General features: G+C 70.1%; 21 protein-coding genes. 4 read left to right on the forward strand and 17 right to left on the reverse strand.

The features are described 5' to 3' along the window. Positions 1–45: 45 nt before the first annotated feature. Both nusA and rimP read right to left on the reverse strand, forming a co-directional pair. Positions 46–1014, reverse strand: a complete 969-nt coding sequence (nusA, locus tag V7E09_RS00005) for a transcription termination factor NusA (RefSeq protein ID WP_324510536.1) — start codon at positions 1012–1014, stop codon at positions 46–48. Positions 1015–1017: 3 nt separating this feature from the next. Continuing rightward, a complete protein-coding gene (rimP, locus tag V7E09_RS00010; RefSeq protein ID WP_324522887.1) occupies positions 1018–1509 on the reverse strand; it encodes a ribosome maturation factor RimP in 492 nt (163 codons plus the stop codon). Between the two features lie 73 nt (positions 1510–1582). Here rimP and V7E09_RS00015 point away from each other — a divergent pair, with 73 nt between their 5' ends. Further along, the gene (locus tag V7E09_RS00015; RefSeq protein WP_324522888.1) at positions 1583–2479 is read left to right on the forward strand and encodes a DUF4439 domain-containing protein; all 897 of its coding nucleotides are present in this window, start codon (positions 1583–1585) and stop codon (positions 2477–2479) included. A 6-nt stretch (positions 2480–2485) separates the two neighbouring features. On the opposite strand, the gene V7E09_RS00020 is transcribed toward V7E09_RS00015, so the two are convergent. The 6 genes from V7E09_RS00020 to dxr form a co-directional block, all read right to left on the reverse strand. After that, on the reverse strand, positions 2486–3277 hold the full coding sequence (locus V7E09_RS00020) for a sulfite exporter TauE/SafE family protein (protein WP_324510533.1): 792 nt from the start codon (positions 3275–3277) through the stop codon (positions 2486–2488). Beyond that, a complete protein-coding gene (locus V7E09_RS00025) occupies positions 3274–5034 on the reverse strand; it encodes a proline--tRNA ligase (RefSeq protein ID WP_324510532.1) in 1761 nt (586 codons plus the stop codon). Before V7E09_RS00025 ends, V7E09_RS00020 begins: the two co-directional genes overlap by 4 nt. 63 nt (positions 5035–5097) lie before the next feature. Further along, on the reverse strand, positions 5098–5922 hold the full coding sequence (locus tag V7E09_RS00030) for a GNAT family N-acetyltransferase (protein WP_324510531.1): 825 nt from the start codon (positions 5920–5922) through the stop codon (positions 5098–5100). A gap of 78 nt (positions 5923–6000) precedes the next feature. After that, positions 6001–7149 (reverse strand): flavodoxin-dependent (E)-4-hydroxy-3-methylbut-2-enyl-diphosphate synthase, encoded by a 1149-nt coding sequence (gene ispG, locus V7E09_RS00035; protein WP_324510530.1) that lies wholly within the window; start codon positions 7147–7149, stop codon positions 6001–6003. An 8-nt stretch (positions 7150–7157) separates the two neighbouring features. Then, a complete protein-coding gene (locus V7E09_RS00040; protein ID WP_324510529.1) occupies positions 7158–8441 on the reverse strand; it encodes a M50 family metallopeptidase in 1284 nt (427 codons plus the stop codon). Beyond that, on the reverse strand, positions 8441–9607 hold the full coding sequence (gene dxr / locus V7E09_RS00045; protein ID WP_324522889.1) for a 1-deoxy-D-xylulose-5-phosphate reductoisomerase: 1167 nt from the start codon (positions 9605–9607) through the stop codon (positions 8441–8443). The genes V7E09_RS00040 and dxr overlap by 1 nt, the downstream gene beginning before the upstream one ends. Positions 9608–9624: 17 nt before the next feature. Here dxr and V7E09_RS00050 point away from each other — a divergent pair, with 17 nt between their 5' ends. Continuing rightward, positions 9625–10701 carry an LOG family protein gene (locus tag V7E09_RS00050; protein WP_324522890.1) on the forward strand — a complete coding sequence of 359 codons (1077 nt, stop codon included), beginning with the start codon at positions 9625–9627 and terminating at the stop codon, positions 10699–10701. 127 nt (positions 10702–10828) lie between these two features. On the opposite strand, the gene V7E09_RS00055 is transcribed toward V7E09_RS00050, so the two are convergent. From V7E09_RS00055 to rpsB, 7 genes are all read right to left on the reverse strand, one after another. Beyond that, positions 10829–11560 carry a YwaF family protein gene (locus V7E09_RS00055; protein WP_324510526.1) on the reverse strand — a complete coding sequence of 244 codons (732 nt, stop codon included), beginning with the start codon at positions 11558–11560 and terminating at the stop codon, positions 10829–10831. A gap of 4 nt (positions 11561–11564) precedes the next feature. After that, a complete protein-coding gene (gene rlmN / locus V7E09_RS00060) occupies positions 11565–12737 on the reverse strand; it encodes a 23S rRNA (adenine(2503)-C(2))-methyltransferase RlmN (protein WP_324510525.1) in 1173 nt (390 codons plus the stop codon). A gap of 12 nt (positions 12738–12749) precedes the next feature. Then, positions 12750–13622 (reverse strand): phosphatidate cytidylyltransferase, encoded by an 873-nt coding sequence (locus V7E09_RS00065; protein WP_324510524.1) that lies wholly within the window; start codon positions 13620–13622, stop codon positions 12750–12752. Further along, a complete protein-coding gene (gene frr, locus V7E09_RS00070; protein ID WP_442956810.1) occupies positions 13622–14143 on the reverse strand; it encodes a ribosome recycling factor in 522 nt (173 codons plus the stop codon). Before frr ends, V7E09_RS00065 begins: the two co-directional genes overlap by 1 nt. A 63-nt stretch (positions 14144–14206) precedes the next feature. Beyond that, on the reverse strand, positions 14207–14917 hold the full coding sequence (gene pyrH, locus V7E09_RS00075; protein ID WP_324510523.1) for a UMP kinase: 711 nt from the start codon (positions 14915–14917) through the stop codon (positions 14207–14209). A gap of 126 nt (positions 14918–15043) precedes the next feature. Continuing rightward, positions 15044–15856, reverse strand: a complete 813-nt coding sequence (gene tsf, locus V7E09_RS00080) for a translation elongation factor Ts (RefSeq protein ID WP_324510522.1) — start codon at positions 15854–15856, stop codon at positions 15044–15046. A gap of 39 nt (positions 15857–15895) precedes the next feature. After that, positions 15896–16801: a 30S ribosomal protein S2 gene (gene rpsB / locus V7E09_RS00085; RefSeq protein ID WP_324510521.1), complete on the reverse strand. Its 906-nt coding sequence runs from the start codon at positions 16799–16801 to the stop codon at positions 15896–15898. Between the two features lie 347 nt (positions 16802–17148). Between rpsB and V7E09_RS00090 the strand changes: the two genes are divergently transcribed. Continuing rightward, on the forward strand, positions 17149–18123 hold the full coding sequence (locus V7E09_RS00090) for a peptidoglycan DD-metalloendopeptidase family protein (protein ID WP_324522891.1): 975 nt from the start codon (positions 17149–17151) through the stop codon (positions 18121–18123). 20 nt (positions 18124–18143) lie between these two features. Here V7E09_RS00090 and V7E09_RS00095 read toward each other — a convergent pair whose 3' ends face one another. Then, positions 18144–19133, reverse strand: coding sequence for a tyrosine recombinase XerC (locus tag V7E09_RS00095; protein ID WP_324510519.1), 990 nt, complete (start codon positions 19131–19133; stop codon positions 18144–18146). 58 nt (positions 19134–19191) lie between these two features. On the opposite strand from V7E09_RS00095, the gene def reads away from it, so the two are divergent. Then, positions 19192–19782, forward strand: a complete 591-nt coding sequence (gene def / locus V7E09_RS00100) for a peptide deformylase (protein ID WP_324510518.1) — start codon at positions 19192–19194, stop codon at positions 19780–19782. Positions 19783–19790: 8 nt separating this feature from the next. Here def and V7E09_RS00105 read toward each other — a convergent pair whose 3' ends face one another. Continuing rightward, on the reverse strand, positions 19791–20588 hold the full coding sequence (locus tag V7E09_RS00105) for a TrmH family RNA methyltransferase (protein WP_324510517.1): 798 nt from the start codon (positions 20586–20588) through the stop codon (positions 19791–19793).

The raw sequence follows: 20588 nt of genomic DNA on the forward strand, positions 1-20588 counted from the left end.
CGGCCGGCCCCTCAGGGACCGGCCGCGTCACGCGTGTGCTGCTGACTACTCGGCGGTATCGGGACGAATGTCGATCCGCCATCCCGTGAGCCGTGCCGCCAGGCGGGCGTTCTGACCCTCGCGTCCGATGGCCAGGCTGAGCTGGTAGTCGGGGACGATCACGCGGGCCGCCTTGGCGAACTGGTCGGTGACGGTCACGGAGCTGACCTTGGCGGGGCTCAGGGCCTCCGCCACGAAGGTGGCGCCGTCGTCTGACCAGTCGATGATGTCGATCTTCTCCCCGCCCAGCTCGTTCATCACGGCGCGTACGCGCTGGCCCATCGGGCCGATGCAGGCGCCCTTGGCGGACACGTTGGCGTCGTGGCTCGTGACCGCGATCTTGCTGCGGTAGCCGGCCTCCCGTGCCAGCGCCTTGATCTCGACCACACCGGACTCGATCTCGGGCACCTCCATCCGGAACAGCCGCTGGACCAGGTTGGGGTGCGTCCGGGATACCACCACCTGGGGACCCTTGGGCTCGCGGCGCACGGCGACCACGTACACGCGGACGCGATCGCCGTGCCGGTAGGTCTCCGTCGGCACCTGCTCGGCCGGGGGCATGATCGCCTCCAGCGCGCCCAGATCGACGCGCACGGTGCGGCTGTCGCGATCCGCCTGGACGACGCCCATCACGATGTCGCCCTCCTTGGCCGCGAACTGGCCGAACTTCTGCTCGTCCTCGGCCTCGCGCAGCCGCTGGAAGATCACCTGACGTGCCGTCGCGGCGGCGACCCGGCCGAAGCCGTCCGGAGTGTCCTCGTACCAGCCCACGACCTCCCCGTCCTCGTCCGCCTCCGGCGCCATCACCGAAAACGTGCCGGACTTCGTGTCGAGTTCGACGCGGGCTCCCTTCACGGGATGCGCAGACTTCTCATAGGCGTTGAGGATGGCCTCCTCCATCGCCTTGACCAAGACCCCCATGGGGATGTCTTTGTCACGCTCCAAGCTGCGCAGGGCAGCCATGTCGATGTCCACGGATCACTCCTCTTCGTCGGCGTCGTCGTCGCCCGGAACGTCCTTGCGGAGCTCAGCCGTGACGACGGCGGTGATGATGTCGGCGACGAGCACGAGGCGGGAGACCCCGTCCACGTCGAGTTCGACGGCGTCGCCGTCGACGGCCACGATGCGGCCCGCCAGCGAGCCTTCGGGCAGGGTCAGGGTCACCAGGCGACCCACGTTGCGCCGGAAATGCTTGAGTTCGGTGAGGGGGCGGCTGACGCCGCGGGAGCTCACCTCGAGGGTGTAGGGCGCGTTGCCGACCGCCGGTGACTCATCCAGGGCGACGGAGATGGCGCGCGTCGCGTCGGCGATCTCGTCGAGGCTGGGGCCCCGGCCCTCGGGTCCGTCACCGTCGAGGTACAGGCGCAGAACGCTTCGCTTGCCTGCACGCACGATCTCCAAGCGGTCGAGCTCCAGGCGACCGACGGCCAGGAGGGGCTCCACCAGGGACGCAATCGCGTGTTCGTTCATGAAGCCTCCTGTTGTGACGAGCAGTTGTGATCCGGAGTCTACCCGAGCAGGCATCGGCTAGCCTTCGCGTGTGGTGAGCAGGCGCGTATTGCTGGGCGGGGTCCTTGCTGGGGCACTGGCGGGGTGCTCGCTAGTTCCCTCCACCGCCCCCACGCCGGCCACGTCACCGACCGGCGATCTGCTCCCCGGACAGCGGGCCACTCTCGCCCTGCGTGAAGCCCTGGAAGCCGCCGCAGCGGCGCAGCAGGAGCCCGCCCAGGCCCGCGTCCTCGCCTGGGCCCTGTCCGTTTCCGACGATCACCTGGCCGCCATCTCCTTGCCCGCGGCCTCCCCCCGAGCCACCGCGACGCCCACCGCTGTCGCCACTCCCAGCGCTGCCGCCGAGGCGCTTCGCGCTGCGGCCACCGCCTTCGCAGCCCAGGCCCAGGTGGGCGACGTCGCCCGGCCGCTCGTGTGGGCCTCCATGTCCGCCTGGGCGCGGACGCTGGCCGGGCACCTCGGGGACACCCAGCCCTCCCTCGAGCCCGCCCGGACGCTGCTGGCGCCCGCCGCCCAGTCCGCTGCCGAGGCGATTCAGTCCGCTCTCGGGGCGGCCTCGGAGACCATCTACGGGCTTGAGGTCGCCGCGGGCGCACCAGGGCTGTCGTCCGCTGACGCCGCCGCCCTGCGCGAGCAGCGGGCCGCCTGGATGACCGTGCGTGACGACCTCACCGAGACCGGAGCGAGCGCCTCCCCGGCGCCGACCCCGGGCGCCCCGTGGTACGCCGTGGAACGCGTCACCGACGCGGCAGCGGCGCGTGCCTTGGCAGCACGGCTCCACACCGCCGCGTTGCCGGTTCTTGGGCGTTCGCTCGCTCACGGGGACGCGGCGCTGCGCGCGGCCCTGGCGACCCAGATCGACGCGTCGGCGACCGCCTTGGTCGGATGGGGCGGCCTGATGCAGCGCTGGCCGGGTCTGCCGCTGGCGTGAGCGGCGCTAGAGCAGGCCTTGGATGGTGTCCCAGGCGACCTTGGCCCCCAGGACGCACACCACCACGAGGAAGACGCGCCGCACGAAGCCATTGCCTTGTTTGAGGGCGGTCCGGGCCCCCAGCAGGCCACCGCACAGATTGGCAGCCCCCATCGTCAGCCCCAGCCCCCAGAGCACATGCCCGGAGAACCCCAGCACGAGGAGGGCAGCGACGTTGGTGGTCAGGTTGGCGAGCTTCGTCAACGCGGTGGCCGGAAGGAACTCCATCCGCATGCCCGCCACGAGCAGGATCAAGAAGAAAGTGCCCGTTCCCGGCCCCATGAAGCCGTCCCACACCCCGACCAGGAGGCCGATGCCGAGCAGGCGGGCCGCGGCCAACCAACCCCGCGGGCCGCTGCGGGCCACCAGTCCTAGTTCGGGACGCCGCCACACGTACCATCCGACGCCCACGATCGCGGCAAGCACCAGCGGATTGAAGGCGCGCCGGTCCAGCAACTGCACCAGGTTCGCGCCCACCGCCGAGCCGGACGCCGCCCCGGCGATGAGCGGGACGACGTGCAGGAGATTGATCGGCACACGCCGCAGGTAGGTGAGCGCGGCCGCGGCCGTTCCCAGCGAGCTGGGGAGCTTGTTGGTGCCGGAGATGGTCGGGACGGGGGTGTCGGCGGGCAGCCCGATCAGCAGGGAAGGGAGCTGAATGAGGCCGCCCCCGCCGACGACCGAGTCGACCCATCCCGCCACGAAGGACGCGGCGACCAGGAGCGCCAGCGTCAGGAGCGGCAGTTCCAGGCCGGTCACCGGCCCAGGAGCGCCAGGACCCGCTCGACCGCCTCGTCGGCCGGTACCTCAGCCTTCTCGCGGGTGGCACGATCCCGGATCTCGACGACCCCGTCGGCCAGGCCCCGGCCCACCACGACGGTGGTCGGCATCCCGAGCACCTCCGCGTCGGCGAACTTGACGCCGGGGGACGCCTTGCGGTCATCCAGCAGGACCTCGAAGCCCGCCTCCGACACCGACTCGGCCAGCGCGGTGGCGAACTCCAGCGGGGCCGCATCCTTGCCGGTCGCGACGATGTGCACGTCGAAGGGGGCGACGTTGCGGGGCCAGGCCAGGCCCAGCTCGTCGCTGGTCTCCTCGGCGATCGCGGCGACCGCGCGCGAGACGCCCACCCCGTAGGAGCCCATCGTGACGGTCACGAGCTTGCCGTGGGGGTCGAGCACCTTCAGCCCCAGCGCGTCGGCGTACTTGCGGCCGAGCTGGAAGATGTGGCCCAGTTCGATCCCCCGGGCCAGGCTCAGCGGACCGGAGCCGTCGGGGGCCGGGTCGCCCTCGCGCAGTTCCGCCACGTCGAGCACCCCGTCGGAGGCGAAGTCGCGGCCCGCGACCAGGTCGTACACGTGGTGGCCGGGCTGGTTGGCGCCAGTGATCCAGCGGGTGCCCTCAGCCACCGCGGGATCGGTCAGGTAGCGGACGCCGGTGCCGTCCTCGGCCAGCCCGAGCGCCCCCGGACCGATGTAGCCCTTGACCAGCGACGGGAAGGAGGCGAAGTCCTCCTCGATGAACGCGTCCAATTCGGCCGGCTCGATCGCGGCCTCCAGACGCTTGGTGTCGACCTCACGGTCGCCCGGCAGCCCGATGGCGAGCGGCTCGCGGCTGCCGTCGGGGCGCACCAGCATGAAGAGCACGTTCTTCAGGGTGTCCCCCGCCTCCCACGCACGGTCCTCGCGCGGGAAGCGCGCATTGGACAGGTCGACCAGCGCCTCGATGGTGGGGCTGTCGGGGGTGTCCTCGACGTGCGCCGCGGGCACCGCAGAGGCGTCCTGGGCGGGCGCCAGAGGACGGGCGACGGCCTCGACGTTGGCGGCGTAGCCACCGGGGCTGCGGACGAACGTGTCCTCGCCGTTGGCCGCGACCCCGAGGAACTCCTCCGAGGCCGAGCCGCCCATGGCGCCCGACGTGGCCTTGACGATGACGTAGTCCAGGCCGAGCCGGTCGAAGATCTTGATGTAGGCGCCCCGGTGGGCGTCATAGGACGCCTGGAGGCCTGCGTCGTCGATGTCGAAGGAGTAGGAGTCCTTCATCACGAACTCACGCCCGCGCAGCAGGCCCGCCCGCGGACGCGCCTCGTCGCGATACTTGGTCTGAATCTGGTAGATCGACAGGGGGAGGTCCTTGTACGAGGAGTACAGGTCCTTCACCATGAGGGTGAACATCTCCTCGTGGGTGGGGCCCAGCAGATAGTCGGAGCCCTTGCGGTCCTGCAGGCGGAACAGGTTGGGGCCGTACTCGGTCCAGCGATGCGTGACCTCGTAGGGCTCCCGCGGCAGCAGTGCAGGCAGGTGCACCTCCTGGGCGCCGATGGCGTTCATCTCTTCGCGCACGATCGCCTCGACCTTGTGGAGGACCCGCAGTCCCAGCGGCAGCCAGCTGTAGATGCCGGGCGCGACGCGGCGGATGTAGCCCGCCCGGACGAGCCAGCGGTGGCTCGGCAACTCGGCGTCGGCAGGGTCCTCGCGAAGCGTACGGACGAACAGCTTGGTCATGCGCGTGATCACGGGCCATCACCCTACCAACCGCGCGGCCCTCGGCCTGCTCGGACCACCGCCGCTCCCGGGGTATCAGTACAAGACAGAAGCCAACTCGTCCACCACCGCATACCCGCAACTGCGGTAGCAGGACACGGCAGGCGTATTGAAGTCGTTGACGTACAACGACGCGATCCTGCCCTCCTCGACGATGGCGTTGGTGACCGCCGCCATGGCCGGCACCGACAGCCCGCGTCCACGCAGCCGCGGCGCCACCCACACACCCTGCACCTGTGCCACCGTCGCGGTCACGGCCCCCAGGTCCGCCTTGAACACCACCTCGTCGTCCTCACGCAGGGCGAACGCGCGCCGGGTGTCGATCAGGGAGCGCACGTAGCGCCGGTAACCGACGTCGTTGGTGACCAGCGGGTCCTCGTCTAGTTCCTCCCGGTACATGGCGACCGCCCCGGCCAGGTAGCTGTCGAAGTCGGAGGCGAGCGCGCGCGTCACGCGCAGGTCGGGAGCGACCGGGCTCTCCGTCGACCGGACCATGAGGAACTGCCGCTCCCGCACGATCCGCGGGTGGGCGTACGGACGACCCCACAGCCGGGTGAGCCGCCGCTGCAATCCGAGCGCGACGTCGCGGGGCCCCACAATGGCCACGAACCGACGCCATGCGCCGAGATCCTCCGCGAACGCGTCCAGCGCCTCCTCGTCGGGGTTGACGGCCACCAGGTTGGCACCCACGTGCAGCAGGCTGCGGGGACGCTGGGCCGGGTAGCCCCACAACTCGCCGGGGCCCAGGCTGAGGAGGCCTGCGTCCACCCGGGAGGCGACGAAGCAGTTGCCGACCGGATCGGCGTCCAGGAGGGCCGCCACGAGCGCGCGGTCGCTGTTGTCAAGTACCCGCGCATGCATGCCCCACACGTTAGCCACTCCGCACCCGCCCGCGTGCCGTTCCGGTCGGACGTGGGCCGGTTCCCTGGCGGCGACGTCTCAGACGACGGTGACCTGGGGTGCTTCCCCGGTGTGCTCCATGTCAGCCGCCAACCGGTTGGCCTCCTCGATGAGGGTGGCGACGATCTCCGACTCCGGCACGGTCTTGATGACCTCGCCCTTGATGAAGATCTGCCCCTTGCCGTTGCCGGCCGCGACCCCCAGGTCCGCTTCGCGGGCCTCGCCGGGGCCGTTGACGACGCATCCCATGACGGCGATGCGCAGCGGCGCGGTCAGCCCTTCGAGCCCGTCGGTGACGTCGTTGGCCAGCCCCCAGATGTCCACCTGAGCGCGGCCGCAGCCGGGGCAGGAGACGATCTCCATCTGCCGCTGCTTGAGGTTGAGGGCCTCCAGGATCTTCTGACCGACCTTCACCTCCTCCACGGGCGGGGCCGACAACGAGACCCGAATCGTGTCCCCGATGCCTTCGGCGAGCAGGATGCCGAAGGCGGTGGCGCTCTTGATGGTTCCCTGGAACGCGGGCCCGGCCTCGGTGACGCCCAAATGCAACGGATAGTCGCAGGCGGCGCTCAGCTGCCGGTAGGCCTGCACCATCACGATCGGGTCGTTGTGCTTGACCGAGATCTTGAAGTCGCGGAAGCCGTGCTCTTCGAACAGGGACGCCTCCCACAGCGCCGACTCGACCAGGGCCTCCGGGGTCGGGCCGCCGTACTTCGCGAGCAGCCGCTTGTCGAGCGAGCCTGCGTTGACGCCGATCCGCAGCGACACTCCCGCGTCGGTGGCAGCCTTGGCGATCTCACCGACCTTGTCGTCGAACTGCTTGATGTTGCCGGGGTTGACCCGGACGGCCGCGCAGCCGGCGTCGATCGCCGCGAACACGTACTTCGGTTGGAAGTGGATGTCGGCGATGACCGGGATCTGGCTCTTCTTCGCGATGATGTGCAGCACGTCCGCGTCGTCCTGGCTGGGGACGGCCACCCGGACGATGTCGCAGCCTGCGGCGGTGAGCTGCGCGATCTGCTGCAGCGTCCCGTTGATGTCGGTGGTCTTGGTCGTGGTCATCGACTGCACCGAAACCGGCGCTCCCCCGCCCACGGCCACCTTGCCGACGTTGATCCGGCGGGTTGGCTTGCGGGGTGCCAGCACCGGCGCGGGGGCGGCGGGCATTCCGAGGTTGATGGCGGGCATGACTCTCCTTAGAAGAACTTCACCGGACTGACGATGTCGGCCACGATCAACACGACGCCGCACAGCAGGAGGAATCCTCCCACCGCGTAGGCGATCGGCACCATCTTGGCGGTGTCGACCGGGCCCGGATCGGGCCGCCTGGTGAGCGTGGCGAACGAGCGCCGCAGGCCCTCCCACAGGGCCCCGACGATGTGCCCGCCGTCCAGCGGCGGCAGCGGCACGAGATTGAACAGCGCCAAGAACAGGTTCACCGATGCCAGGATGCTGGCGAACATGGCGATCCGGTCCGGCAACGGGGTGTCGGTCAGCGTGGCGGCCTGGCCTGCGGTGACGCTGGCGCCGACGATGCTGATCGGATCCTCGGCGCTGCGGGGCTGGCCGGTGGCCACGTCCACGGCGACCGACCACACCTTGACGGGGAACTGCACCAGCGCGGAGAGGGATTGCGTGGTCATGGCGCCCATGTCACCGACGACCTCGACCGGGCCCCCTCGGACGAGCTCGCGACCCCGCACGAACCCCAGATAGCCAACCGAGATGGTCCTCGAGGCGTCGGCCGGATCCGTCGCGGCGACGGTGATGGTGTTCACCGTGGGCAGCGTGACCGTCTGGCCATCGCGTTCGACGACCAGCGTGAGCGGCCCGTCCCCGTTGGCCCAGATGAGACTGGTGAGTTGCGAGGAGGAGGTGACGGCGGCGCCGTTGAACGACACGATCCGGTCACCGCCGCGCAACCCGGCCTGGGCCGCTGGCGTGGCTGGGTCACCCGGCTGGCAGGTGGTGTCGGCGCGCTGCTGCGTGAGATAGCACTGCTGGACCGAGGCCACCACCGGGGCGTCCTGGTAGGTGCCGTGCCATCCGTAGACCCCCACCAGGATCGCGAAGGCGATGAGCAGGTTCATGGTGATACCGCCCGCCATGATGACGAGCTTCTTCCAGACCTTCTGCTGGTAGAAGAGCCGGCCATCGTCGGCGGGGGTGATGGTCTCCCACTCGAAGGAGCGGGCATCGTCGGCGAAGCGCTGCAGGCGAGTCTGTTTCGCACGCGGATTCTCGGGCGGGTACATGCCCAGCAACTGCACGAATCCGCCCAGCGGGAACAGCTTGATCCCGTACTCCGTCTCCCCGATGCGGCGCGACCACAGCGTCTTGCCGAACCCGATGAAGTACTGCGGGACGCGGACGCCGAACAGCTTGGCGGGCACCATGTGCCCGACCTCGTGGAGCGCCACCGAGGCCATGAGCAACACGAAGAACAGCAGCCCGAAGGCCACCGTGCCGACCAGTTCCATCAGGGCGCCACCCGAGCGACGATCTCGGTCGCGCGGGCCCGCGCCCACGCGTCTGCGGCCAGAACGGCCTCCACGGTGAGATCGGCGTCGGCGACGTGCTCGCCGCTCAGATGCTCCATCACCACGGCTTCTACGGTATCCGTGATGTCCAAGAACCCGATGTCGCCTGCGCAGAAGGCATCCACGCACACCTCGTTGGCGGCGTTGTAGACGGCCGGGGCCGTCCCGGCGGCCTTGCCCGCCGTTCGGGCCAGCTCGACGGCCGGGAAGGCCTCGTCGTCCAGCGGTTCGAACGACCAGGTACGCGGCACGCTCCAGTCATAGCCTGAAGCCGCGTCCGGGACACGATCGGGCCAGGTGAGGCCCAAGGCGATCGGGAGCTTCATGTCGGGGGGGCTCGCCTGGGCGATCGTCGCACCGTCGACGTACTCGACCATCGAATGGACATCGCTGCTGGGATGGACCACCACGGTCACATCGTCCAGGTCGACGCCGTAGAGCAGCGCCGCCTCGATGAGCTCGAGTCCCTTGTTGATCAGGGTTGCGGAATTGATGGTGATGACCCGGCCCATGGTCCAGGTCGGGTGGGCCAGCGCCTGCTCAGGCGTGACGTCGGCCAACTCGGCGCGCGTCCGGCCGCGGAACGGCCCCCCGGAGGCGGTGAGGATGAGGCGGCGGACCTCCTCGGCCCGCCCGGCCCGCAGGGCCTGCGCGAACGCGGAGTGCTCCGAGTCGACGGCGACGAGTTGCCCGGGTGCGGCGGCATCGGTGACCAGGCGTCCGCCGATGACCAGGCTCTCCTTGTTCGCCAGGGCCAGCGTGGTGCCTTGCTCCATGGTCGCCAAGGTGGCGAGGAGTCCTGCGGCGCCGGTGATGGCGTTGAGCACCACGTCGGCCGGCATCCGTGCGGCCCGCTCGTTCCCGCCCTCACCCACGATCTCGGTGGTCGTGCCGGGCAGCAGCGCGCGCAGCGCGGCAGCGTCGGCTTCCGTGGGGACGGCGACCAGACGCGGGGCGAACTCACGTACCTGGGCGGCCAGCAGGTCGAGCTGGCTGCCGCCCGCGGTGAGGCCGACGACGTCGAACTGGTCGCGGCGGGAGTCGATCACCTCCAGAGCCTGGGTTCCGATGGAGCCGGTACTGCCGAGGATGACCACATGACGCACCCCGCTAGTCTCTCACCATGCGCCGTGAGATCGAGACCCTGGAAGGCTTCGACGCACAGATCAGGGCCGAGGGATCGCTGGCGGGCTGCCTGGCGCAGTCGCTGGACCTGCGGGGTCGGGCCGACGTGCTCGCCCGCGTGCCCGTGCACAACGCGTTCTTCCTGGGGTGCCGGCTCAAGCATCGCTCGGCCCTGGATCTGGCGGCCCGTGGCGCTGCCGTGTTCCCCCGGCTCCCGCAGGTGCCGTTCGACGCCTACCGTCCCGCGCTGTACACCGCCCCCGAGTTGTACGCCGATCTGGCGGCCGGCTACACCGCGACGCCGGACGCGCGCATCTACAACTGGGCGCTGCGCGAGCGGTCCTCCTTGCTGGACGCGACGCTCGCCCAGGCCCTCCACGACCACTTCGTCAGCGATGCGCTCCTCGACGTCGTCACCACGCCTGGCATGGGGGTCGGGATCATGGGAGGGCACAACGTGGCCCGCGGCTCTGCCGACTACGCACGCGCGGCCGCCCTGGGGCGCGGGCTGGCCGAGAGCGGGCTGCTCGTCCTGACCGGCGGCGGGCCGGGCGCCATGGAGGCCGCGAACCTGGGGGCCTCGCTGCGCGGCACGGACGCCGAGTTGGAGCAGGCCTGCCAGGTGCTCGCCGAGGTACCCACCTACGCTCCCGACCCGAGCCCCTGGGCCGCCCGCGGGCTGGCGGTGAAGCAGCGCTTCGACTGCACCCGGCTCAACGTCGGCGTGCCGACGTGGTTCTACGGCCATGAGCCGCCCAACGTGTTCGGCACGGGCATCGCCAAGTACTTCGACAACGCCATCCGGGAGGACGTCTTGCTGCGGCTGTGCGGTGCCGGCTTGGTGTACGTCCCGGGGAGGGCGGGCACGACGCAGGAGATCTTCCAGGCCCTCACGCGGAACTACTACGCCTTGGAAGGGCACCAGATCCGGCCGATGATCCTGCTGGGCGTCGACTACTGGACGACCCAGGTCCCCGCCTGGCCCCTGCTGCGGGCCCTGGCCGCGGGCCGCTTGATGGAGTCCTCGGTTCACCTCGTGGACACCATTGAGGACGTCTTCGCCATCCTGGCCTGACCGCCGAGGACTGAGGCCCATGACGCCGAGGACTGAGGCCTAGAGCGCCGAGGACTGAGCCTGGAGAGGTCGAGGACTGCGACCCGCAGGGTCGGGAAGCTGTGGACGCTCGCCGCAGGGCGGGGCCTCAGTCCGCCACGGACGCACGCCCGCGTCGGCTGAACGGCGCCTGAACCAGCCAGAACACACCCGCCGCTACCCCCGCCAGGATCGGCAGGTATCCCGGCCACGGCGGCAGCTTGTCCAGGACGCTCGCCGTCTCCGGCTTCCGGTTGACGAACAGGTAGTTGCTGCCCAGCCGGGCATTGACCGCGCCGACGACGCCAGCATGGGCCAACAACGCCACGAACGCTCTGCGTCCCCCCGCCGCGGTCGGACGCCGTCCCTCCACGAACACCCGCCACAGCGGCACGGCGAGCACCAGACCATGGCTCACGAAGAACTGCACGAACCGATAGTGGGGGAAGTCGTATTCCCCGACGTCGGGAGTCAGGAGCGCCTGCGGAGCGCCGGCCAGCCCCCAGAACCAGACCACATCATCGCCGAGACGCGTGGGATGCAGCAGCGTCGCCGCCCCACCCCAGACGAGTACCGAGCACAGGTGGAGCGGCAGCATCTCGCGGGGAGTCCACGTGCCACACGCCGCCCGCCAGGCGTGAAAGCTCACCTCCTGGCCGATCAGGGCCGACGCGAGCACCGTGCGGACCCGACGCCGCCCACGCGGCCCCAGCCGCCGCCCCAGCACCACGATGCCGGTCAGGGACGCCGAGGTCACCGCGAGCGCACTCAGGTGGCGGCGCCCCCACAGGGCGAACCCAGGACCGACGGGGCGGGCGGCGAAGGCGTCCGCGAACCGCATCGACTCAGCGCTCCTTGGCTGCCAACTGACCGCACGCCCCATCGATCTCCTGACCGCGGGTGTCGCGAATGGTCGCGGCGATCCCGGCCGCTTGAAGCCGACGCACGAACTCGTGTTCGTCGCGCTTGCGGGACGCCGTCCATTTGGATCCGGGGGTCGGGTTCAGCGGGATCGGGTTCACATGCACCCAGCCGGTGCCGCGTCCCTGCCCGGCCAGCAGGTCGGCCAGCGCGTCGGCGCGCCATGCCTGATCGTTGACGTCGCGGATCAGCGCGTACTCGATGGACACCCGCCGCCCGGTCGTCTCGAAGTAGTCGTGCGCGGCCGAGACGACCTCGCCCGCGGAGAACCGGGTGTTGATCGGCACCAAGGTGTCACGCAACTCGTCGTCGGGGGCGTGCAGGCTGACGGCCAGCGTCAGAGGTAGGCCCAGGTCACTCAGCGCCCGGATGCGGGGCACCAACCCCACCGTCGAGACGGTGATGCCGCGTGCGGACATGCCCAGGTCGCCCACCATGCGGCGGATGGCGCCGGTGATGGCGGCGTAGTTGGCCATCGGCTCCCCCATCCCCATGAACACGACGTTGTTGAGCCGGACGATCGAGGAGGCCGACACCACCTGCGCCACGATCTCCGCGGTGGACAGGTTGCGCTGCAGGCCACCTTGGCCTGTCGCACAGAACGGGCAGGCCATGCCGCAGCCCGCCTGAGAGGAGATGCACAAGGTGGCGCGGTGCCGACCGGTTCCGCTGGCGGGTTTGCCGGGGACGCCGTACTCCATCAGGACGCTCTCCACCAGGTTGCCGTCGTGCAGCCGCCACAGGGTCTTGCGCGTCGTGCCGTCGTCGGCGGTCTGCGCCCGGACCTCGTGGAGCAGATCCGGGAAGAACGTCGCCTTGATGACCTCCCGCTGGGAGGCGGGCAGGTCGGTCCAGGTGTCGGGATCGGCGTTGGCCGCCCCGTAGTAGTGCCGATCGAACTGGGAGGCGCGGAACGCAGGCAGCCCCGCCGTGGCCACCGCGCTACGACGCTCGTCGGGTTCCAGGTCGGCCCAGTGGCGCGGCGGCTTGCCCCGACGCGGCGCGTCGAAGACGAGCGGAAGGACGCGTCCGGCGCGCGCGTGGGCCTCGAGTTCGTCGGCGTGAGCGCGTTCGGCGGGAGTCAGGTCTTGGGTCATGGCGCAGACAGGCTACCCGCCGGGGACCAGCAGGTACATGACGAGCCAGGCGGGCGCCGCGGCGACGAGCATCGCGTCGATGCGATCCATGACACCGCCGTGCCCGGGCAGGAAGGAGCTCATGTCCTTGATGCCGACGTCGCGCTTGACCGCGGACTCGATGAGATCGCCGCAGGTGCCAAAAAACACGCACACCACCCCGATGATCACGCCGATCCACCAGGCAACGCCCAGGACGAACGCGGCCAGCAGTCCCCCGACCACGCAGGCGAAGAGCACCGAGCCCGCCAGCCCCTCCCAGGTCTTCTTCGGGCTGATGGCGGGAGCCAGGGGTCGCCGCCCGAACAGGACGCCGACCACGTAGCCACCGGTGTCGTTGGCCACGACGCACAGCAGGAATGTCACCATGCGGGCGGCACCGTGCTCGCCGGCGAGGATCAGTGCCGTGAAGGACCCCAGGAGGGTGATGTAGCCGATGATGAAGACCGAGGCGGCGGCGTCCCGAACGAAGTTTTCGTGGCCGCGCGGGAACCGCACGATGAGCACGGCCAACACCGTGGCGCCCAGGAACGTCAGCAAGACCGAGTGCCAAGACATCAGATGGAAGCCGACTCCGGTGGCGGCCGCGTAGGTGCCTACCACCATCGCGGTCGTTCCCACGACGATCGGTACGATCTCGGCGCGCATGCCTTGACGCCCGAGGGCGTTCGACAACTCGATGGCTCCCAGCGACAGCGCGACCGCCACGAGGATGATGAAGCCCCAATGCCACCACGCCAACGTGGCGACCACAACCGCGACCAGCCCGACCCCGACGGCGATCGCGGCGGGCAGGTCGCGCCCCGCTGATCGCTTCTGCGGGGGCGGGGCTGCGGCGTCGGTCATCAGACCTCGATCAGTTCCGCTTCCTTGGCCTTGAACAGCTCGTTGATCTGCTCTTCGTATTTCTTGGTGAGCTGATCGAGGTGCTTCTCGGCGCTGCGGGCGTCGTCCTCGCCGACTTCCTTGTCCTTCTCGAGCTTCTTGACGGCGTCGACGGCGTTGCGGCGATTGCCGCGGACGGCAACCCGCCCCTCCTCGGCCTTGGACTTGGCCAGCTTGACGTACTCCTTGCGGCGCTCTTCGGTGAGCTGCGGCAACACGATGCGCACGTGCTGGCCGTCGTTGGCCGGGTTGACGCCGAGGTCAGAGTCTCGGATCGCCTTCTCGATGTCGTTCATGGAGCCCCGGTCGAACGGGCTGATCAGCACGACGCGCGCCTCGGGCACCTGGAAGGTGGCCAGTTGCTGCAGCGGTGTCGGGCTGCCGTAGTAGTCGACCATGATCTTGTTGAACATCGCCGGGTGGGCGCGGCCCGTGCGGATGGCGGCGAACTCCTCCTTGGCATGCTCGACCGTGGCCTTCATCTTCTGTTCGGCGCTGGAGAGGATCTCGGAGATCACGTCGGTTCCCTTCGTCAAGAATCGTGGTCAGGCGTGGACCGTGGTACCGATCTTCTCACCATTGACCACTCGGGCGATGTTGCCGCGAACACCCAGGTCGAAGAAGACCATGGGAAGCCCGTTGTCACGGGCAAGGCTGATCGCGGTGGCGTCGGCCACCTTCAGGTCCTGGGCGAGGAAATCGGTGTACGTCAGCTCGTCGTAGCGGCGGGCCTGAGGGTTGGTCTTGGGGTCGCAGTCGTACACCCCATCGGTGCCGTTCTTGCTCATCAGCAACACGTCGGCACCGACCTCCAGGGCCCGCTGAGCGGCGACCGTGTCGGTGGAGAAGAAGGGCATCCCCGAGCCTGCCCCGAACAGCACCACCCGGCCCTTCTCCAGGTGGCGAACGGCGCGCAGCGGGATGTAGGGCTCGGCGACCTGCCCCATGGTGATGGCGGTCTGGACGCGGGTCTCGACGCCTGCCTGCTCCAGGAAGTCCTGCAGGGCGAGACAGTTCATGACGGTGCCGAGCATGCCCATGTAGTCGGCGCGACGCCGCTCCATGCCTCGCTGCTGCAGCTGGGCGCCCCGGAAGAAGTTGCCGCCACCGGTCACGATGGCGATCTGGGTGCCGCCGCGGGCGATCTCAGCGATCTCGTCGGCGATCCCGGCGATGATGTCGGGATCGACGCCGACGGCCCCGCCCCCGAACGCCTCCCCGGACAGCTTCAACAAGATGCGGTCGTACGCGGCCATCGGGTCTCCTTCGTCGGCGGCTGGACGCCGCGGATCAGGCCCGCAGAGGGCCCGGATGCGGCGGTGGCGTGCGCCCCGGGGAACCGTCCCCAGAGGCGCACGCCACTGTAGTGGATCGCGCAGGCCTCAGGCGCCGACGGAGAAGCGAACGAAGCGCTTCACGGTCACGCCGTTGTCCTTGAGCAACTGCCCCACGGTCTTCTTGTCGTCGGACACCGACTGCTGTTCCAGCAAGGTGACGTCCTTGAAGAAGCCGTTGAGGCGCCCATCGACGATGCGGCCGATGATGTGCTCGGGCTTGCCCTCTTCCTTGGCCGTGAGCTCGGCGACGTGGCGTTCCTTCTCGATCACGTCGGCCGGGACCGCGTCGCGGTCGAGCCACTGCGGGCTCATGGCGGCGATCTGCATGGCGATGCCGCGCACGAACTCGTCGTCCTCGGTGCCTTCGTACTCGACCATGACGCCGACCTGCGGCGGCAGGTCCTGGCTGCGCCGGTGGAGGTAGACCGCCGACGGCGCCTCGAAAGAGGCCACCTGGGCCAGTTCGAGCTTCTCGCCGATCTTGGCGGCCAGGCTCGCGACGGCCTCCTCGACCGTGGCGTCGCCGATCGTGGCGGCCTTCGCGGCCTCCAGGTCGGTGGCGCCGGCGGCCTGAACGGCGTCGACGATGGCGGCGGCGAGAGCGACGAACTCCTCGTTCTTGGCGACGAAGTCGGTCTCGGCACCCAACTGGACCAGCGTGGTGCCCGCGGCGGCGACGAGGCCGTTGCTGGCCTCACGGTCGGCGCGGCTGCTGACCTTGGCGGCACCGGTGATCCGCAGGATCTCGGTGGCGGCCTCGAAATCGCCGTTGGCCTCGGTCAAGGCCTTCTTGGCGTCCATCATCCCCGCGCCGGTGGCGTCGCGGAGCTTCTTCACATCAGCGGCAGTGATCGCCATGACGTCGTAACTCGCTTTCGTTGTACGGGTGAAGTGGGGTCACTTGGCGTCGGACGCGGGGGCGTCCGCCTCGACGGCGTCGGCCTGGGCGATCCCGCCCTCGACCTCGTCGACGAGCTGGTTGCCCTGGACGTCGCTGCCCTCGAGAGCCTCCGCCTCGGAGGTGGTGGGCTCCACGGCTGCGGCCCCCAGGAGCTCGCGCTCCCACTCGGCCATCGGCTCGGCCTCGGTGGAGCCGGCGGTCGCCCCGCCCTGGCTGCGCTGCAGCAGGCCCTCGGCGGCGGCGTCGGCGATGATGCGGGTCAGCAGCGCGACGGAACGGATCGCGTCGTCGTTGCCCGGAATCGCGTAGTCGACCTCATCGGGATCGCAGTTGGTGTCGAGGATGCCGACGATCGGGATGTGCAGCTTGCGCGCCTCGTCGATGGCGAGGTGCTCCTTCTTGGTGTCGACGATCCACACGGCCTGCGGGAGGCGGTGCATGTCGCGGATGCCGCCGAGGGTCTTCTCCAGCTTGTCCTTCTTGCGCTCCTCCTGGAGGAGTTCCTTCTTGGTCATGCCGGAGCCCGCGGCGTTGGTGAAGTCGAGGGCCTCAAGTTCCTTCATCTTCGCGGTCCGCTTGGAGATGGTGGCGAAGTTGGTGAGCATGCCGCCCAGCCAGCGCTGGTTGACGTACGGCATGCCGACGCGGGTGGCCTGCTCGGCGATGGCCTCCTGGGCCTGCTTCTTGGTGCCGACGAACAGGATCTGGCCACCGCGGGCGACGGTCTCCTTGACGAAACCGTAGGCCTTGTCGATGTAGGTCAGCGACAGCCGAAGATCGATGATGTAGGCGCCGTTGCGCTCGCCGAGGATGAAGCGCTTCATCTTCGGGTTCCAGCGGCGGGTCTGGTGCCCGAAGTGGACACCACTTTCGAGCAGTTGACGCGTGGTCACGACGGCCATGGCCGTTCCTTTCTGCGGCATCGCCCCGCGTTGAAGCGGGCACACCGATGCCAGTTCGGTTGTTCAGGACCGGCTTTCGGTCCTGCCTGGTGCAGCGAGCCGGGCCAGCCCCTCGCGGGGACCGATGGCGCGGCGTCGGTGGTCTGCACGCGTAGTCGACCCGGCACCAGCCGAGTCGCTGCCTCCATCTTATGACCCGTCGCCCGCGCCGCACCAATCCGTGGGCGGGCGACGGCCCAACGGGAGCGATCGGGGAAGCCTGCGTGCTCGGAAGCACGGTGACGCGCCTCGCCTAACGTCTGGCCGCTCCTGCCCTTCCTGCGGCGAGGGCGAGAGGAGGGTGTCCCATGGGCATCACAGGTCTGCGGCGTGGGGCGAGCGGAGCGCTGGTCGTCACCTTGCTGCTGCTCGGCGCGGCCGAGCCTGCGGCCGCGGCCTCAGGGTGGCCGCTCCCGGGCGGCGTGGTACGAGGGTTCGATCCGCCCCGCCAGTCGTGGGATGCGGGCCATCGCGGGGTCGACCTGGCCGGTGAGCCCGGCGACGTCGTCCTCGCACCGCTCGAGGGCGTCGTGACCTACGCCCAGGTACTGGCCGGGCGCCCGGTGCTCGTCATCGACCACGGGCGGACCCGCACGACGCTCGAGCCGGTCACCGCGACCGTCGCGGTCGGGCAGCGCGTGCGAGCCGGGGACCCGGTGGGCCACCTGGCCGCGGGCCATCAGCCCTGCCCGGCGGCGGCCTGCCTCCACTGGGGCCTCAAACGAGGTGAGGAGTACCTGGATCCGGTACCGAGCACCCGCGAGGCCCCGCTCCTGCTGCCCGACACCGCCGCCGAAACGGTGCGCCGTCGGGCCGAGGAACGCGCCGAGGCAGCCCGGCTCGCCGCAGCGCTCACCGAGGCAGGCGCCGCCCCGGTCGGGACCGGAACACTCGGACAGCCCGCGGACGCGCGGCTCGGGTCACGCTTCGGGCCACGGTTTCACCCGATCTTCAAGCAGTGGCGCCTGCACGCCGGCATCGACCTGTCCAACGCGTGTGGCACGCCCCTGTTCTCCGCCGCCGACGGCACCGTCTCCCACATGGGCTTCGATTCCTCGGGAGGCTGGCGGCTCGTGGTGGACCACGGGGTCGTCGACGGGGTGAGCCTGCAGACCGTCTACCTGCACGCCCAGGGCTACCGGGTGCGCACCGGCGACCGGGTGACCCGCGGCCAGCCGGTGGGAACCATGGGCAGCACCGGCTGGTCGACCGGCTGCCACCTGCACTTCGGCGTCAAGGCGAACGGACGCCACGTCGACCCGCTTCCCTGGCTCGGCCCATGACCTCGCGCCGAGGCCGACGATCAGGCGCGCGGGTGCGCCTGCCGGAACGCCTCCCGGAGACGCTCGTTGGTGACGTGGGTGTAGATCTGGGTGGTCGCCAGCGAGGCGTGACCGAGCATCTCTTGGACGCTGCGCAGGTCCGCACCTCCTTCCAGCAGGTGGGTGGCCATGGCGTGTCGCAGTCCGTGCGGCCCGAGGTCCGGGGCGTCGGGAACGGCCGCCAAGGCCGTGTGCACAACCCGCCGCACCACCCGCGGATCGATCGCCCCGCCTCGCGCACCGACGAAGACCTCGACCACTCCGGGGGCTGCCAGCCGCGGGCGCACCTCGAGCCAGGCGCACAATGCCCGTTCGGCAGGCTGTCCGATCGGAGTGCTGCGCTCCTTGTCGCCCTTGCCGACCACATGCAGCAGGCCACGCTCCGAATCCACGCGGTCCGGGGTGAGTGCGCACAACTCGGCCACCCGCAACCCCGAGGAGTACAACACCTCGATCATCGCCAGGTCGCGCCGCGCCATGGCCTCCGGCCCCGGGGCATCCGCCGCCGCGACCGCCGACTCCAGGTACTCGAACACCGCTGCGGCCGCACCGCGATCCAACGTCGGCGGAAGCGCCCGATCCGCCCGAGGAGCCTCCAGTGCGCTGGCCGGGTTGGTGGGGGTCTGGCCGCGGGCCTGCGCCCACCGGAAGAACATGCGTGCGGCCGCGGCCCGGCGCGCCATGGTCGAGCGCTCCGCACCACGACGATGCAGGTCGGCCAGCCACGCGCGCAGCAGCCGATGATCCACCTGCTCCCAGGAACCGACGCCATGACGCGCCGCCCAGCCCGCAAGGTCATCGAGGTCCCCGGCGTAGGCCCGCCGGGTGTGCTCCGACAGGTTCCGCTCCCAGTGCAGGTGCTCCACCCATGCCGTCACCGTCGCCGACAGCCCCGCCGGGGAGCCCGCAGGCTGAGCGCCAACCCCCGGCTGCTCATCGTCCCGGCTCGGCACGGGCGGCTGCGGCTCCATGCCGCCAGCGTGCCAGAATGGGCAGGTTGTCGAACGCTGCCACGCGAGGAGTCCTGCGATGCCCATCACCGACTTGATGACCGGTGGAACCGTGCTACCCATCACCCGCTGGGGAGAGCCCGTGATGCATGAGCAGACCACGCCGGTCACCGAGTTCGACGACGACCTGCGCGCCCTGATCCGCGACATGTTCGCCACGATGCGCGCCGCCAACGGCGTCGGACTGGCCGCCACGCAGGTCGGACGTGACATCGCCTTGTTCGTGTACGAGTGCCCCGATGGGGACGACCGGCTGCAGGCCGGGGCGTTCTGCAATCCGGTCGTCACCACACCGTCGGGCAAGGATCGGCACCTGGAGTCGACCGAGGAGGGCTGCCTGTCGTTCCCGGGCGGGTATCAGCCGCTGGCCCGGCCGGACCGGGCGACCTGCGTCGGCCAGGATCCGTGGGGGGAGGAGATCACCGTGGACGGCACCGGGCTACTGGCCCGCTGCCTGCAGCACGAGACCGACCACCTCAACGGCACCGTGTTCGGCGATCGGCTCTCGGCGCGCTCCTACCGCAAGCTCGAGCAGCAGAAGAACGACCTCGCCCATCTCTACCCCGACGACTGGCCCGTGCATCCGAAGAAGGTCACCGCCGACGACTGAGGCGTCCCTCAGCGCAGCGCCCAGCAGGCGACCGCCGTCGCAGCGGCGACATTGAGCGAGTCCACGCCGTGCTGCATCGGAATCGACACGACGGCGTCCGCCTGAGCGATCCAGTGTGCCGAGAGGCCATCGCCTTCGGTGCCCACGACGACGGCCAGCTTGTCGGGGACCCCGGCCGCGACGAACGCGTCCAGGTCGATCGCATCGGTGGTGAGCGCGAGCGCCACCACCGTGAAACCCGCCTGCCGTAGCGTCGGCAACGCCGTGGCCCAGTCGTCGACGCGGGCCCACGGCAGGGAGAACACGGTGCCCATGCTGACCTTGACGGCCCGCCGATACAGCGGGTCCGCGGCCCGAGGGGCGAGCAGGACGCCGTCCCAGCCCAGCCCGGCCGCGTTACGCAGGAGAGCACCGACGTTGGTGTGGTCGACGATGTCCTCGGCGACGACGAGCCTTCGGGCCCCCAGCAAGTCCGACATGGGAGTCGGGGGTCGGCGATGCAGCGAGGCCAGGGCCCCACGGTGGACGTGGAACCCGGTGACGGCCTCGGCCATCGCCTCCGACACGACGTACAGCGGGACGTCCTCGTGCGGCGCCAGCACGTCGGAGAGCCCCGGCAGCCAACGCTCCGCGAGCAGGAACGAGCGCGGCGAGTAGCCCGCCTCCAAAGCGCGGCGGATGACCTTCTCGCCCTCGGCGATGAACAGGCCGCGTTCCGTCTCGATCGCCTTGCGCAGCGACGTGTCCCGCAACGCGACGTAGTCGGCCAGCCGGGGATCGGAGGGGTCGGTGACGGGGATCAACAT

Origin of the sequence: Propioniciclava sp. (assembly GCF_036744435.1) — a bacterium.
In the GTDB taxonomy this organism is placed as follows: domain Bacteria; phylum Actinomycetota; class Actinomycetes; order Propionibacteriales; family Propionibacteriaceae; genus Propioniciclava.

Excerpts from the sequence above, each read along its gene's own strand:
- V7E09_RS00090 (WP_324522891.1), top strand. The coding sequence starts at position 17,149 with ATGGGCATCACAGGTCTGCGGCGTGGGGCGAGCGGAGCGCTGGTCGTC.
- rimP (WP_324522887.1), bottom strand. The coding sequence starts at position 1,509 with ATGAACGAACACGCGATTGCGTCCCTGGTGGAGCCCCTCCTGGCCGTC.
- pyrH (WP_324510523.1), bottom strand. The coding sequence starts at position 14,917 with ATGGCCGCGTACGACCGCATCTTGTTGAAGCTGTCCGGGGAGGCGTTC.
- rpsB (WP_324510521.1), bottom strand. The coding sequence starts at position 16,801 with ATGGCCGTCGTGACCACGCGTCAACTGCTCGAAAGTGGTGTCCACTTC.
- V7E09_RS00095 (WP_324510519.1), bottom strand. The coding sequence starts at position 19,133 with ATGGAGCCGCAGCCGCCCGTGCCGAGCCGGGACGATGAGCAGCCGGGG.
- V7E09_RS00030 (WP_324510531.1), bottom strand. The coding sequence starts at position 5,922 with ATGCATGCGCGGGTACTTGACAACAGCGACCGCGCGCTCGTGGCGGCC.
- tsf (WP_324510522.1), bottom strand. The coding sequence starts at position 15,856 with ATGGCGATCACTGCCGCTGATGTGAAGAAGCTCCGCGACGCCACCGGC.
- V7E09_RS00055 (WP_324510526.1), bottom strand. The coding sequence starts at position 11,560 with ATGCGGTTCGCGGACGCCTTCGCCGCCCGCCCCGTCGGTCCTGGGTTC.
- def (WP_324510518.1), top strand. The coding sequence starts at position 19,192 with ATGCCCATCACCGACTTGATGACCGGTGGAACCGTGCTACCCATCACC.
- V7E09_RS00065 (WP_324510524.1), bottom strand. The coding sequence starts at position 13,622 with ATGACCGACGCCGCAGCCCCGCCCCCGCAGAAGCGATCAGCGGGGCGC.
- rlmN (WP_324510525.1), bottom strand. The coding sequence starts at position 12,737 with ATGACCCAAGACCTGACTCCCGCCGAACGCGCTCACGCCGACGAACTC.
- V7E09_RS00050 (WP_324522890.1), top strand. The coding sequence starts at position 9,625 with ATGCGCCGTGAGATCGAGACCCTGGAAGGCTTCGACGCACAGATCAGG.
- frr (WP_442956810.1), bottom strand. The coding sequence starts at position 14,143 with ATGAAGGCCACGGTCGAGCATGCCAAGGAGGAGTTCGCCGCCATCCGC.
- V7E09_RS00105 (WP_324510517.1), bottom strand. The coding sequence starts at position 20,588 with ATGTTGATCCCCGTCACCGACCCCTCCGATCCCCGGCTGGCCGACTAC.
- ispG (WP_324510530.1), bottom strand. The coding sequence starts at position 7,149 with ATGCCCGCCATCAACCTCGGAATGCCCGCCGCCCCCGCGCCGGTGCTG.
- V7E09_RS00040 (WP_324510529.1), bottom strand. The coding sequence starts at position 8,441 with ATGGAACTGGTCGGCACGGTGGCCTTCGGGCTGCTGTTCTTCGTGTTG.